Source organism: Nisaea sp., assembly GCF_965216895.1.
Lineage (GTDB): Bacteria > Pseudomonadota > Alphaproteobacteria > Thalassobaculales > Thalassobaculaceae > Nisaea.
Genome location: NZ_OZ244205.1, coordinates 4291387 through 4304189 on the forward strand (window position 1 = coordinate 4291387; position 12803 = coordinate 4304189).

Genomic DNA, 12803 nt, shown 5'->3' on the forward strand with positions numbered 1-12803 from the left:
CTGTTCGCTCTTCAGTTACTTGAATGGATACCGATATGGCCGAAGCCGCACAATCCGAACTTGGCGCTCTCCCCGAATGGGATCTCTCCGATCTTTATCCCGGCCCGGACTCCGACGCCCTGAAAAGGGATCTGGAGAGCCTGGCCGCGGAGGCGAAAGCATTCAAGCAGCGTTATGCCGGAAAGGTCGCAGAGTTGGGCGGCAGCGAGCTCGGCAAGGCGGTGCAGGCCTATGAGCGGATGGACGAGGTGATGGGGCGGATCATGTCCTATGCCTATCTCGTCTATGCGGGTGACATGGGCAGCGCCGAACACGGCCGCTTTTTCCAATCGATGCAGGAAAAGGTCAACGCGGCGGGCACGGACCTGCTGTTCTTCACCCTCGAGATCAACCGGATTGAAGAGACCGACATCGTCGAACGGCTGAAAGCACCGGAACTCGCCTTCTACAAGCCGTGGCTGCGCGACGTCCGGGCATTCCGCGAGCATCAGCTCTCCGACGAGATCGAGGAGAAGCTGCACGAAAAATCGGTCACCGGGAAGTCTGCCTGGGTCCGGCTGTTCGACGAGACCTTTGCCCGCCTGCGTTTTCCGTTCGACGGCAAGCATCTGACTTCGGCCGAGGTACTCGACAAGCTGAGCCACAAGGACGGCGCGGTACGCGAGAAGGCGGCGAAGAGCTTCGCCGGCGTGCTCAAGCAGAATATCGGCCTCTTCGCCCTGATCACCAACACGCTCGCCAAGGACAAGGCGATCGAGGACAAGTGGCGCGGCTACGAGAAGCCGATTTCTGCCCGAAACCTCGCGAACCAGGTCGAGGACGAGGTCGTGCAGGCGCTCTCCGATGCGGTGACCGGCAGCTATCACCGGCTCTCGCACCGCTATTACGCGCTGAAGGCGAAATGGTTCGGCGTCGAGGCGCTGAACTACTGGGACCGCAACGCGCCGCTGCCCGATGACGACGACACGACCATCCCGTGGGAGAAGGCGACCCGCACTGTGCTCGATGCCTATCGCTCCTTCTCGCCGGAACTCGCCGATGTCGGCCAGCGCTTCTTCGACAATGCCTGGATTGATGCGCCGGTGCGGCCGGGCAAGGCTTCCGGCGCCTTCGCCCATCCGACGGTGCCGAGCGCGCATCCCTATCTGCTGCTGAACTATCAGGGCAAGACGCGGGACGTGATGACGCTGGCGCACGAGCTGGGGCACGGGGTGCATCAGGTGCTCGCCGGAAAACAGGGCCAGCTGCTCTCCGATACGCCGTTGACCCTCGCCGAGACCGCTTCGGTCTTCGGCGAGATGCTCACCTTCCGCGCCGTGCTCGCGAGCAAGACCGATCCGAAGCAGCGCCGCACCATGCTCGCCGGCAAGGTTGAGGACATGCTGAACACGGTGGTCCGCCAGATCGCCTTCCATCAGTTCGAGACGAGGGTCCATGCCGCCAGGCAGGACGGTGAACTGATGCCGGACGAGCTCGCCGATATCTGGATCGAGACCCAGTCCGCCAGTCTCGGCCCGGCGATCAGGTTCGACGAGGACTACCGCACGTTCTGGTCCTACATCCCGCACTTCGTGCATTCACCGTTCTATGTCTACGCCTACGCCTTCGGCGACTGCCTGGTGAACTCGCTCTACGCCGTCTATCAGGACGCCGAGGAAGGCTTTGCGGCGAAGTATCTGGAGATGCTGTCGGCTGGCGGCACGCTCAGGCACAAGGAGCTGCTCGCGCCGTTCGGACTCGATGCGAGCGACCCGGCTTTCTGGTCCAGGGGCCTCGACGTCATCGACGGCTTCATCACCGAACTCGAGGGGATGGAGTGATGCGGACGCCCGAGGCGCTGCGGCACCGGCTGAACGGGTTTCCTCGCGTCCGCCTCGGGCATTTCCCGACCCCGCTGGAGAAGATGGAGCGGCTTGCGGGCCATCTTTCGGAGGAACTGGGCGACAAGGTTCCGGCGCTCTGGGTCAAACGGGACGATTGCACCGGTGTCGCCACCGGCGGCAACAAGGTGCGCCAGCTCGAATACTCCTTCGGTGCGGCCAGGGCTGCCGGCGCCGACACGGCCGTGATCACCGGCGCCGTGCAATCCAACTACATGCGTACCGCCGCCGCCTTCGCGGCGAAGCTCGGGATGGAATGCCATGTCCAGCTCGAGAACCGGGTCGAGGGCATGGGCGAGGAGTATCACAAGTCCGGCAATGTCCTGCTCGACCGCATTTTCGGCGCGAAGATGCATCATTTCCCGCTCGGGGAGGACGAGAAGGCGGCCGACACCAACCTCTCCCGCATCGCCGAGCGTCTGAGAGGCGAAGGCAGGAATCCGTATCTCTTCACGCTCTCCCCCGACACCAGGCCGACGGGCGCGCTCGGCTACATGCAATGCGCCGTCGAGTTGCTGGAGCAGGCCGCGGCGGAGGGGATTTCCTTCGATGCCGTCGTCGTACCGACCGGCAGCGCCGCGACCCATGTCGGAACGCTGGTCGGCCTGCGGCTCGCCGGTTATGACGGTCCGGTCCATGGCATCTGCGTGCGCCGGGACGCGGCGAGCCAGACCGAACGCGTGCGGTCGATCGCACGGCTCGCCGAGGAGATGCTGGCGAGCGGCAAGGTGATCGAGGACGCGGAGGTGGATTGCCGCGACGACTGGCTCGGCCCGAGCTACGGCAAGATGGTCGCAAGCACGCGCGAGGCAATCGACCTTGCCGGCCGCCTCGAGGCGCTGATCGTCGATCCGACCTATACGGCCAAGAGCTTCGCGGGCCTGATCGGCCTGACCCGCACCGGCGCGTTCGATGGAATGAGCAACGTGCTCTACATCCATACCGGCGGACTGCCGGCGGTCTTCGCCTACAGGTCCGAACTCTACCCTGACGATTGATCCCTATCTTTCAAATACTTGCATTGCTGAAACGGCTAGTTACAATACGAACATCGCCTCACGGCGTCCTGTCCGCGGAAAGGGCTGCGCCCAAATCCGAGTGATCGTCATCTGATCGATTTCCTCGCCTGTCAGGCGGACACAGGCGGTAGATGACGAGGGAATCGTATGACAGTTTCCGACGCACCGGCATCCGCCGGTCCGCGCGAGTTTTTCGGCGGACGGCTCAATCTCGAACAGCAACGCAAGCGCGCGAAAGAGCTGCTCGAACTCGTGCGCGAGGGCGACCCGCAGGCCTGCGGGCGGGCCGAAACCCACCATCCGGGCGCGGGCGGCGAAGACTTCAAGCTCTCCGATGCGCAGCTCGTGATCGCACGCGAAAACGGCTTTCTGAGCTGGCCCCGCATGAAGGCGCATATCGAGCGTCTCCGTTTCGACCGGCTTCGGATCGAAGCCGGCAAGCCGGATCTGCCGGACAATGCGGCGACCACGCATATCCGCTGCGGCGAGGATATCCGCCACAGTCTGCAGGTCGCCGGTTTCAAGGGACGCTTTCTCGAATTCTCCGATCCCTATTGCCAGGGCCCGGTGCCCCGCGTGCCGCAGGCCGAGTTCATTTCGCGCCGGGCGGATTTCATCGCCGGCGCCTACGGTCGCGCGCAGGCGGAAACCGAAGCGGGGCTGAAGGCCGACTACGCGGCGATCGACACGCTGGAAGAGGGCGCGCCTGTTGTTCTGTGGTTCGAGCATGACAGTTACGACCAGCTGATCCTGGCACGCCTGCTTGCGACCTTTCAGAGGATGGAGAAACGGCCGGACCTGAAGATGGTCTGCGTCGGCCAGGTGCCGGGGGTACAGGATTTCGTCGGCCTCGGCCAACTTCACCCCGAAGTGCTGCTCTGGCTCTGGGAATACGAGCTGCACCCGGTCAGGGAGGATCAGCTCGCCCTCGGTGCGCGGGTCTGGGACGCCGTGACCGACGCGAATCCGTCGGCGCTGGCGGAGATCGCCGCCGCAGGCACGCCGCCGCTGCAATTGATGGCGCCCGCGCTCCGCCGTCATCTGAACGAGCTTCCCGCCCCGAAGACCGGACTGGGGCTGACGCAGCGGATCACGCTCTCGATCCTGGACGATCTCGGCGACATGCCGGCGGGGCAGATCTTCCAGATCCTGATGGCGCGGCGGGAACCGCTGCCCTTCCTCGGCGACCTGATGTTCTGGCACGTGCTGACCGAGCTTGCGAAGAGCACCGATCCGGTCATCCTGATGGACCCCGAGAGTGCGGGGCAGCCCTGGCCGAAGCGGGTCTTCTCGCTCCGTGACGCGGGACGGCGCGTGCTTGCGGGCGAGGAGGATTACGTCGCGATCCAGCGGGGGACGCGCTGGGTCGGCGGCGTCGAGATTCGCCCGGGTCGCTCCGCCTGGCGCTGGGACGAGGACAAGGGCGAGGTGCTGCGGGCCTGATGCCGCGTGGCCCGATCCGGCTTGGACGGCGCGGCGAGCCGCTCTAGCATCGTGCGATGATTCGCGAATGGTTCACCTATCTGACGACCCCGTGCCCGCAGCCCTACCGACGCATGGGGTTTCTGCGGGAATGCGTCGGGATCGAGAGCCGGTACCGGCGCAACCGGGCCGCCTGGGCGCCACATCTGGATCGGAGCCGGAATCTCATCCTCGCCGCGGCGGAGCGGTGCGAGAACCGCGACACGGTGCTGATCTTCGGCGCCGGGCTGCTCTACGACATCCCGCTTTCTGGCCTGCTCGCGCGGTTTGACAGAATCGTTCTGGCGGACCTCCTCTTCATGGGGCCTGCAAGACGTGCGGCCGGGAGCAATCCGCGGCTGGAACTTGCGACGCTGGACGTGACCAATTCCCTGCAAGCACTGGCGGACGGCAGGACGGATCTGTCGGTGCCGACCGCCTATCTCGACGATCCCGCGATCTCCCTTGTCGTCTCCGCGAACGTGCTCTCCCAGCTCTCGATCGTGCCGAACGAATTTCTGGAAGAGCGTTACGGCCAGGCCGAGGAAGCGAGCGAAGGATTGGGGCGCGATCTCGTCCGCGCGCATCTCGACTATCTCTCGTCCTTCGCCTGCCCGGCGGTACTGATCACAGACGAGACTCGCATCGTTCGCGACCGCACCGGCGCCGAGACCGGAACCGTCTCAGCCGTCCACGACGTGCCGTTGCCGGAGGGAGGAGACAGTTGGAACTGGGAGATCTGCCCGCTCGGAGAAATAGATCGGGAGCATTCGGTGACGCACCGGGTGCGGGGGTATTCGGATTTTCCCGGGAACCGGTGATGACGCTCAGCGCTTCTCTTGTTCCCGCACGAAGGCTTCCCGCTCGTCATGATCCACGATCCCGGCGAAGTCCTGCGTGTTGCCCATCGTGTGCATATAGGCGCGTCTCGTCCGCGCATAGATCGTGAACAGCCGGCGCAGCTCGGCGATTGGTTCCGGGTGGTCGTCGACGCGGATGTCGGCTTCCCGGTAGGGCTCGCGTCCCTGGATGATCAGAGCGGCGGACTGCTTGCCGCGCTTGTCGCCGCCAGCGGCCTCGCCCGCCTCGAGCGCCGTCAGCAGACGGTCGCCGAACTCCAGTCCGGCAGAAGCCTCGTAACGCGACAGCGTATCGGCGACGACGGCCGGGCCGGCCAGCATGTTGCCGGCGACGCTGACGTCCTCGCCCGCGGTGTGTCCGCACCAGTCGACGCAGGCGCCGCCGGTATGGGTGAAGGTGTTGCCCCGCGCATCGACCCCATGCACCTGCCGGATGTCGCGCCCCTCGTCATGGCCGAGCGTCAAGGTGAGGGCCTCGGTGACGGGCAACCCCTTCGCCATCAGGTCGATGCCGAGCGCGCCATGCATCGGATTGGTGTGGGCCTGGGTCGAGATCGCGCCGGTCCCGGCCCGCACCCAGGGGCAGATGGCGCCGACGGCGAAGGCGCAGGTGGAGATGGCGATGCCGAACCGGCCGGTCTCCGGTTCCCGTGCGACGATAGACCACGTCATGACCTGTTCCCGTTTTCGCTGTTTCGCGCGAGAGTGCGCCGGGAACTGATATTGGTCAAATCCGCAAGGACACTAGGCGATGCGCAACATCATCCTTCTCGCGGTCTCGCTCTTCATGCTGCTCGGGTTCGCGCTGTGGGGCGTTTGGGAGATCTGGTTCGCTGTCGAGGACGAGGTCGAGATGAGCATTCACGGCTTCATCGCGCTTGCCGCGGGATCGCTGTTCACGCTGCTTCTCGGCGGCGGTCTGATGTGGCTCGCCTTCTACAGCTCGAAGCATGGCTATGACGAGCGCGAGATCGATCCGGAGGACGAACGCTAGGCAGGCGCCTTGAAAGGGAGGGTCTCCACCGGCTCGTGCTCCACGGCGCAGCATTTCTCGTGATCGGACAGCACGCTGATGACCCTGCAGTCGGCGACGGTTCCGTGCGAGCAGGTCTCCACCATTCTCTTCAGTTCGCCCTCGAGCGCCTGCAGGCGGCCGATGCGTCGGCGCACTTCGGTCAGGTGCCGGCGGCAGATGGCGTCCGCCTCCGTGCAGGAGGCGGCGGGGCGGTCGGTCATCTCCAGCAGTTCGCGGATGGCATCGAGCGGGAAGCCGAAATCCCGCGCATGCTTGATGAAGGCCAGCCGGTCGAGCTGGTCCTGCCCGTAGATCCGCTGGTTGCCGGCGGTGCGCGCCGGTTCCGGCAGCAGGCCGATGCTCTCGTAGTAGCGGATGGTCTGCACCTTGGTGCCGGTGCGCTTCGCCAGATCGCCGATCGGATAGTGCGGGATGGTGCCGGACATGATGGCGGATTTCTCCCTTGAACCTACAGTCGCTGTAGCTCCCATATTGGGGCGATCGAAGCGAAAGTCGAGGAGCGGACGCATGTCCGGTTGCTGCGGTTGTGGAAACGAACAGGTTGTCTTCGAGGGCATGTCGCAGGCTTACCGGCGCGCGCTCTGGGCGGTGATCCTGATCAATGGGGCGATGTTCCTGATCGAGATGGCCGCCGGTTTCGGTGCCGGGTCGATGGCGCTGAAGGCGGACGCGCTGGACTTCCTCGCCGATACCGCGACCTACGCTCTCAGTTTCTACGTCATCGGCAAGGCGGCGAGGGTGCGCGCGGGCGCCGCTCTGCTCAAGGGGGTGTCGCTCGCCTGTATGGGGCTCTGGGTGTTCGGCTCGACCGCCTATCAGGTGCTGCTGGTCGGCGTACCGGAAGCCGCGATCATGAGCACGGTGGGCGTGCTCGCCTTCGTCGCCAACATGGCAAGTGTCGGCCTGCTGTTCCGTTTTCGTGACGGTGACGCAAACGTACGCTCCGTCTGGCTCTGCTCGCGGAACGACGCGATCGGCAATATCGCGGTCGTGGTGGCCGCCGCCGGTGTCTGGCAGACCGGCACCGGCTGGCCCGACCTGATCGTCGCCGCGGTGATGGCGGGTCTTTTCTGCTGGTCCTCGTTCCAGATCATTCGCCAGGGGGTCGGCGAAATGAGGGCGGTGGAGGCCTGAGCCCGGCCCGTGCTGCTTGCGCACGATCGGATTAATTCTTGCTTGGCGGGAGCGATAAGCCGCTGACTTCATTGACTCGTTGATGGTGCGATGCAAAAAATATCGTCACAAGACGGTAAAGACGGGGCCAACCCCGCACTCTCCGAAAAAATCAGAACAGGGGAATTGAAGATGATTGGTTGGACACGACGCAGCCTTCTGGCTCTTGTCGCCATGGCCCTGCCATTGGCCGGGGCGCCGACGCTGGCAAGCGCTGAAAAGGTGTTGCGGGTCATCCCGCATGCGGACCTCAAGAACCTCGATCCGATCTGGACGACGGCCTACATCACGCGGAACCACGGATACCTCATCTACGACACGCTCTTCGCGATGGATGAGAGCTTCAAGCCGCAGCCGCAGATGGTCGATACCTGGGAGACCTCCTCGGACGGCAAGGTCTGGACCTTCAAGCTCCGCGACGGGCTGAAGTTCCACGACGGCGCCGACGTCACCTCCGAGGACGTGATCGCCTCCCTGAAGCGCTGGGGCGCGCGCGACGGCATGGGCCAGAAGCTCATGGAGCAGATGGACGAGATGGTTGCGGTCGACGCCAAGACCTTTCAGTTCAAGCTGAAGAGCGCTTACGGTCTGGTTCTGGAGTCGATCGGCAAGATCTCCTCCAACGTGCCGTTCATCATGCCGGCCCGCATCGCCGCGACCGACCCTTTTGAGCAGATCTCCGAACATATCGGTTCCGGCCCGTTCAAGTTCGAGGCCGACCAGTGGGTCCCGGGTTCGACCGTGGTCTACACCAAGTTCGAGGACTACGTGCCGCGCAAGGAAGCTCCGTCCGCGGCATCCGGCGGCAAGATCGCCAAGGTGGACAAGGTGGTCTGGACCTACTTCCCGGACCAGACGACGGCGATGAACGCGTTGATCGCGGGTGAGATCGATTATTTCGAACAGCCTTCGACCGACCTGATGCCGCTGCTGTCCGCGGCCGAAGGGGTGACCGTCGAGGTCAATGACCCGCTCGGCAATATCGGCTTCGCGCGCTTCAACCATCTGCTGCCGCCGTTCGACAAGGTCGAGATCCGGCAGGCCGCGCTGATGGCGATGAAGCAGGAAGACTATCTGGCCGGCGCGATCGGAGACCCGCAATTCTGGAAGACCTGCTACTCGGTCTATCCTTGCGGCACGCCGCTCGCGTCAGAGGTTGCCGCCGAGAGCATCAAGACCGGTGACACGGAAAAGGCTGCCGCTGCGCTCAAGGCCGCGGGCTATGACGGCACACCGGTCGTGATCATGCATCCGACCGACATTCCGGTTCTGTCCGCCTTCACCCTGATCACCGCCGAGAAGCTGCGCAAGGCCGGCTTCGAGGTCGATCTGCAGGCAATGGACTGGTCCACCCTGACGTCCCGCAGGGCCAAACGCGATCCGGTTTCCGAGGGGGGCTGGAACATCTTCCACACCTGGTGGATCGGCGCCGACGTGATCGACCCGATGGCCATCGCCTTCTCCGGCGATCCGGACAAGGGCTGGTTCGGCTGGCCGACGGACGCGGAGCTGGAAAAGGCGCGCGCTGCTTTCGCCAACGCCACGTCCCAGGAAGAGAAGATCGCTGCCGGCCACAAGGTTCAGGAACGTCTCTGGAAAATCGGCGCGTCCGGACAGCTCGGTCAGTTCTTCGTTCCGGTGGCCTACCGGAACAATGTGAAGGGACTGATCAAGTCGCCGGTGCAGTTCTTCTGGAACCTGTCGGTCGAATAAACCGTCCTGTCTAAAGACCGCCCGGGGTTGGCCCCGGGCGGTACCTCTGCGATGCTCCCGTTCGGATCGCCCGTCGGTCAGGCCGTGCGGGAGTGCTTTGAGGAGTTTGCATCTTCATGCTGACTTATGTGCTGAAGCGCGTTCTCTCGACCATACCGGTGATGGCGATCGTCGCCGTGCTGGTCTTCCTGCTGCTGCGCCTCGCGCCGGGCGACCCGGCCGCCGTGATCGCCGGAGACTACGCGACGGCCGAGGATGTCGAGCGCATCCGCACCCAGCTCGGCCTGAACGACCCGATCCCGGTACAGCTCTGGCACTGGCTGGTTCAGCTCGCGTCGGGCGATCTCGGCACCGCGATCTTCTCCAAGAAATCCGTCACCGAGTTGATCGGCCAGCGCATCGAGCCGACGCTGCTGCTGTCGCTCTGCACCATTGTCTTCGCCGTCGCCGTCGCGGTGCCGCTCGGGACCATCGCTGCCTGGAAATCGGGCTCGCTCGTCGACCGGGTGGTCATGCTGTTTTCCGTCGGAGGCTTTTCCGTCCCGGTCTTCGTCCTGGCCTATTGCCTGATCTATGTGCTCGCGATGTGGCTCAAGATATTGCCTGTACAGGGCTACAAGTCGCCTTTCGATCATGGTCTGCTGGTCTTTCTCCAGCACATGGTGCTTCCGGTGCTGGCGCTCTCCGTCATCTTCATCGCCCTGATCGCGCGCATGACCCGGGCTTCCGTGATGGAGGTGCTGGAAGAGGATTATGTCCGCACCGCCCGCGCCAAGGGGCAGTCGGAATGGAAGATCCTGATCCACCACGCGCTGCGCAACGCGGCGGTGCCGATCGTGACGGTGATCGGCGTCGGTATCGCGCTGCTGATCGGCGGCGTCGTGGTCACCGAGTCCGTCTTCAACATACCCGGGCTGGGACGTCTCGTGCTGGATGCCGTGCTGGCGCGCGACTATCCGGTGATCCAGGGGCTGATCCTGTTCTTCAGCTTCATCTATATCCTGATCAACCTGCTGATCGATCTCTCCTACACTCTCTTCGACCCGAGGATCCGGTACTGATGGCCGCCGCAGAGACACCCGGAATCTCCGCCGAGGCGGAGCTGTCCGAGAAGACCCAGCCCTCGACCCTGTCGCTGGTGCTGCGCAACAAGGCCGTGTTCTGGGGAGGATTGCTGCTGCTGGCCATGGTTGCGATCGCGATCGTCGGCCCGTTCTTTACCGCGGGACCGACCGACCAGAACGTGATGAGCCGGCTGAAGGCACCGTCCGCCGCCTACTGGTTCGGCACCGACTTCCTCGGTCGCGACGTCTTTTCACGCGTGGTCTACGGTGGGCGGGTCTCGCTTGTGGTCGGGATCTCCGTCGCCCTGATCGCGACCGCGATCGGGCTCGTGACCGGCATGCTCGCAGGCTACATCCGCTGGCTCGACGCGCCGATCATGCGGGTCATGGACGGGTTGATGGCGATCCCGGCGATCCTGCTCGCCATCGCCATGATCGCAATCTCCGGCGCCACGCTCACGACCGTCATCGTCGCCATCACCATTCCCGAAGTGCCGCGGGTCGTCCGGCTCGTGCGGTCCGTCGTGCTGACCGTGCGCGAGGAACCCTATGTCGAGGCGGCGATCGCCGCCGGCACGCGGCTGCCGACGATCCTGGTGCGCCACATCCTGCCGAACACCATCGCGCCGATGATCGTGCAGGCGACCTATATCTGCGGCGCGGCGATGCTGACGGAATCGATCCTCGGCTTCCTCGGCGCCGGCATCCCGCCGGAGATCCCGAGCTGGGGCAACATCATGTCCGAGGGCCGGACCTACTTCCAGCTCACTCCCTGGATCATTTTCTATCCCGGTGTCGCGCTGGCGCTGACCGTGCTCTCGGTGAATATCGTCGGCGACGGCTTGCGCGACACGCTTGATCCCCGTATCGCGAGGAAAATGCGCGCATGACCGGCTCCGCACCCGTTCTGGAAATCCGCAATCTCTCGGTGGCGCTGCCGAAGGGGGCTGATCGTCCCTTCGCGGTCGAGGATATCAGCTTCACTGTCGGGGCGAGGGAGATCGTCTGCGTGGTCGGCGAGTCCGGCTCCGGCAAGTCCGTCACCGCCTTCACCACGATGGGCCTCAATCCGAAGGAAGTGAAGGCCGTCAAGGGCGAGATTGTCCTCGAGGGAGAGGATCTGCTGAAAAAATCCGTCGCCGAGATGCGCCGTCTACGCGGCGAGAGAATGGCGATGATCTTCCAGGAGCCGATGACGGCGCTGAACCCGGTGATCAAGGTCGGCGAGCAGATCCGCGAGATGCTCGAGATCCACACGGATCTCCCTCCCGACGCTCAGAAGGCGCGCGTGCTGGAAGTGATGGAGGATGTCTCGCTGCCGGATTGCGAGAAGATGTACGACAGCTACCCGCACCAGATTTCGGGCGGGCAGCGCCAGCGCATCATGATTGCGATGGCGCTGGCGCTCGAGCCGGGCCTGCTGATCGCCGACGAGCCGACGACGGCGCTCGACGTGACCACGCAGGCGCAGATCCTCGAGCTCATCAAGGATATCCAGCGCCGCCACGGCACCGGCGTGCTCTTCATCACCCACGATTTCGGCGTGGTGGCAGAGATCGCGGACCGGATCGTGGTGATGCAGAAGGGCAAGGTGGTCGAGCAGGGCACGCGCGACGAGATCCTGCTGAAACCGCAGCATCCCTACACGAAGATGCTGATCGGTTCGGTCCCCTCGATGGAACCGAGCCATCGGGCCGAGGTCGACAAGACCTCGCCGGCGCTGATCGCCCAGGGCGTGAACAAGACCTATGGCGGCCTGGGGCTGTTCCGGAAGTCGCGCGCGGTGCATGCGAACAAGGATGTAAGCCTGGTCGTGCATCGGCGCGAGACCCTTGGCGTGGTCGGCGAATCCGGTTCCGGAAAGTCGACGCTGGCGCGCTGCATCGTCCGCCTGCAGGACCCGACCTCGGGCCATATCGAGGTCGACGGGGCAGACATTGCGCGGATTTCGGAAAACGCGATGCGGCCGTACCGGCGCGATATCCAGATCGTCTTCCAGGATCCCTACCGCTCGCTCAACCCCCGCCGCACGGTCGGCCAGTCGATCGTCGAGGGGCCGATGAATTTCGGGGTCTCCGCCGCGGAAGCGGAGGCGCGGGCAAAGGAGCTGATGGAGATCGTGGGCCTGAGCGCCGAGGCGCTCGACCGCTTCCCGCACCAGTTTTCCGGCGGCCAGCGCCAGCGGATCTGCATCGCCCGGGCGCTCGCCATGCAGCCCAAGGTGCTGATTGCCGACGAGGCGGTCTCGGCGCTCGACGTCTCGGTACAGGCGCAGGTGCTGGATCTGCTCGACGATGTCCGCGAACGCTACGACCTCGCCATGCTTTTCATCACCCATGATCTCCGGGTCGCGGCGCAGATCTGCGACCGCATCATGGTGATGCAGAACGGTGTCGTGGTGGAGGAGGGCGAGACCGCGAAGGTCTATGCGGACCCGCAGCACGAATACACGCGCACGCTGCTCGCCGCCGCGCCGGGCCGGGATGTCGCGTTCGCGAAGTAGGGGCGCTTTCTGGTGTTCCCTGACCTTCTCTCTCCTGCCGTCATCCCCGGGCAAGCGGAGATCTGGAGAGCGTAGAGCCGGGACCTGGATCCCG

The 12803-nt window shown here is 64.6% G+C and carries 12 protein-coding genes; 10 read left to right on the top strand and 2 right to left on the bottom strand.

The annotated features are described in order from the left end of the window. The first annotated feature begins 35 nt into the window (after positions 1-35). The 4 genes from ACOOE1_RS20370 to ACOOE1_RS20385 all read left to right on the top strand — a co-directional run bounded on the left by ACOOE1_RS20370 (position 36) and on the right by ACOOE1_RS20385 (position 5181). Entirely contained in the window at positions 36-1820 is a 1785-nt protein-coding gene (locus tag ACOOE1_RS20370; RefSeq protein WP_420404037.1) for a M3 family oligoendopeptidase, read from the top strand. Beyond that, on the top strand, positions 1820-2878 hold the full coding sequence (locus ACOOE1_RS20375; RefSeq protein WP_420404038.1) for a D-cysteine desulfhydrase family protein: 1059 nt from the start codon (positions 1820-1822) through the stop codon (positions 2876-2878). The genes ACOOE1_RS20370 and ACOOE1_RS20375 overlap by 1 nt, the downstream gene beginning before the upstream one ends. Before the next feature lie 168 nt (positions 2879-3046). Continuing rightward, positions 3047-4342: a DUF1835 domain-containing protein gene (locus ACOOE1_RS20380; RefSeq protein ID WP_420404039.1), complete on the top strand. Its 1296-nt coding sequence runs from the start codon at positions 3047-3049 to the stop codon at positions 4340-4342. Between the two features lie 56 nt (positions 4343-4398). Continuing rightward, a complete protein-coding gene (locus tag ACOOE1_RS20385; protein WP_420404040.1) occupies positions 4399-5181 on the top strand; it encodes a hypothetical protein in 783 nt (260 codons plus the stop codon). Between the two features lie 6 nt (positions 5182-5187). On the opposite strand, the gene ACOOE1_RS20390 is transcribed toward ACOOE1_RS20385, so the two are convergent. Beyond that, positions 5188-5892 (bottom strand): DUF1028 domain-containing protein, encoded by a 705-nt coding sequence (locus tag ACOOE1_RS20390; protein WP_420404041.1) that lies wholly within the window; start codon positions 5890-5892, stop codon positions 5188-5190. Positions 5893-5971: 79 nt separating this feature from the next. On the opposite strand from ACOOE1_RS20390, the gene ACOOE1_RS20395 reads away from it, so the two are divergent. Next, the gene (locus ACOOE1_RS20395) at positions 5972-6214 is read left to right on the top strand and encodes a hypothetical protein (RefSeq protein WP_420404042.1); all 243 of its coding nucleotides are present in this window, start codon (positions 5972-5974) and stop codon (positions 6212-6214) included. Here the strand turns inward: ACOOE1_RS20395 and ACOOE1_RS20400 are convergent. After that, the gene (locus ACOOE1_RS20400; protein WP_420404043.1) at positions 6211-6681 is read right to left on the bottom strand and encodes a MerR family transcriptional regulator; all 471 of its coding nucleotides are present in this window, start codon (positions 6679-6681) and stop codon (positions 6211-6213) included. The genes ACOOE1_RS20395 and ACOOE1_RS20400 overlap by 4 nt on opposite strands. An 82-nt stretch (positions 6682-6763) precedes the next feature. On the opposite strand from ACOOE1_RS20400, the gene ACOOE1_RS20405 reads away from it, so the two are divergent. The 5 genes from ACOOE1_RS20405 (at position 6764) to ACOOE1_RS20425 (ending at position 12709) form a co-directional block, all read left to right on the top strand. Beyond that, a complete protein-coding gene (locus ACOOE1_RS20405) occupies positions 6764-7390 on the top strand; it encodes a cation transporter (protein ID WP_420404044.1) in 627 nt (208 codons plus the stop codon). Positions 7391-7561: 171 nt separating this feature from the next. Continuing rightward, the gene (locus tag ACOOE1_RS20410) at positions 7562-9142 is read left to right on the top strand and encodes an ABC transporter substrate-binding protein (protein WP_420404045.1); all 1581 of its coding nucleotides are present in this window, start codon (positions 7562-7564) and stop codon (positions 9140-9142) included. Positions 9143-9258: 116 nt separating this feature from the next. Further along, a complete protein-coding gene (locus tag ACOOE1_RS20415; protein WP_420404046.1) occupies positions 9259-10203 on the top strand; it encodes an ABC transporter permease in 945 nt (314 codons plus the stop codon). Beyond that, positions 10203-11096 carry an ABC transporter permease gene (locus ACOOE1_RS20420; protein WP_420404047.1) on the top strand — a complete coding sequence of 298 codons (894 nt, stop codon included), beginning with the start codon at positions 10203-10205 and terminating at the stop codon, positions 11094-11096. The genes ACOOE1_RS20415 and ACOOE1_RS20420 overlap by 1 nt, the downstream gene beginning before the upstream one ends. Further along, entirely contained in the window at positions 11093-12709 is a 1617-nt protein-coding gene (locus tag ACOOE1_RS20425; protein WP_420404048.1) for an ABC transporter ATP-binding protein, read from the top strand. Before ACOOE1_RS20420 ends, ACOOE1_RS20425 begins: the two co-directional genes overlap by 4 nt. The last annotated feature ends 94 nt before the right edge of the window (positions 12710-12803 follow it).

Coding starts and splice junctions, on each gene's coding strand:
- ACOOE1_RS20380 (WP_420404039.1), top strand. CDS start 3,047: ATGACAGTTTCCGACGCACCGGCATCCGCCGGTCCGCGCGAGTTTTTC.
- ACOOE1_RS20395 (WP_420404042.1), top strand. CDS start 5,972: ATGCGCAACATCATCCTTCTCGCGGTCTCGCTCTTCATGCTGCTCGGG.
- ACOOE1_RS20415 (WP_420404046.1), top strand. CDS start 9,259: ATGCTGACTTATGTGCTGAAGCGCGTTCTCTCGACCATACCGGTGATG.
- ACOOE1_RS20425 (WP_420404048.1), top strand. CDS start 11,093: ATGACCGGCTCCGCACCCGTTCTGGAAATCCGCAATCTCTCGGTGGCG.
- ACOOE1_RS20370 (WP_420404037.1), top strand. CDS start 36: ATGGCCGAAGCCGCACAATCCGAACTTGGCGCTCTCCCCGAATGGGAT.
- ACOOE1_RS20405 (WP_420404044.1), top strand. CDS start 6,764: ATGTCCGGTTGCTGCGGTTGTGGAAACGAACAGGTTGTCTTCGAGGGC.
- ACOOE1_RS20385 (WP_420404040.1), top strand. CDS start 4,399: ATGATTCGCGAATGGTTCACCTATCTGACGACCCCGTGCCCGCAGCCC.
- ACOOE1_RS20420 (WP_420404047.1), top strand. CDS start 10,203: ATGGCCGCCGCAGAGACACCCGGAATCTCCGCCGAGGCGGAGCTGTCC.
- ACOOE1_RS20410 (WP_420404045.1), top strand. CDS start 7,562: ATGATTGGTTGGACACGACGCAGCCTTCTGGCTCTTGTCGCCATGGCC.
- ACOOE1_RS20400 (WP_420404043.1), bottom strand. CDS start 6,681: ATGTCCGGCACCATCCCGCACTATCCGATCGGCGATCTGGCGAAGCGC.
- ACOOE1_RS20390 (WP_420404041.1), bottom strand. CDS start 5,892: ATGACGTGGTCTATCGTCGCACGGGAACCGGAGACCGGCCGGTTCGGC.
- ACOOE1_RS20375 (WP_420404038.1), top strand. CDS start 1,820: ATGCGGACGCCCGAGGCGCTGCGGCACCGGCTGAACGGGTTTCCTCGC.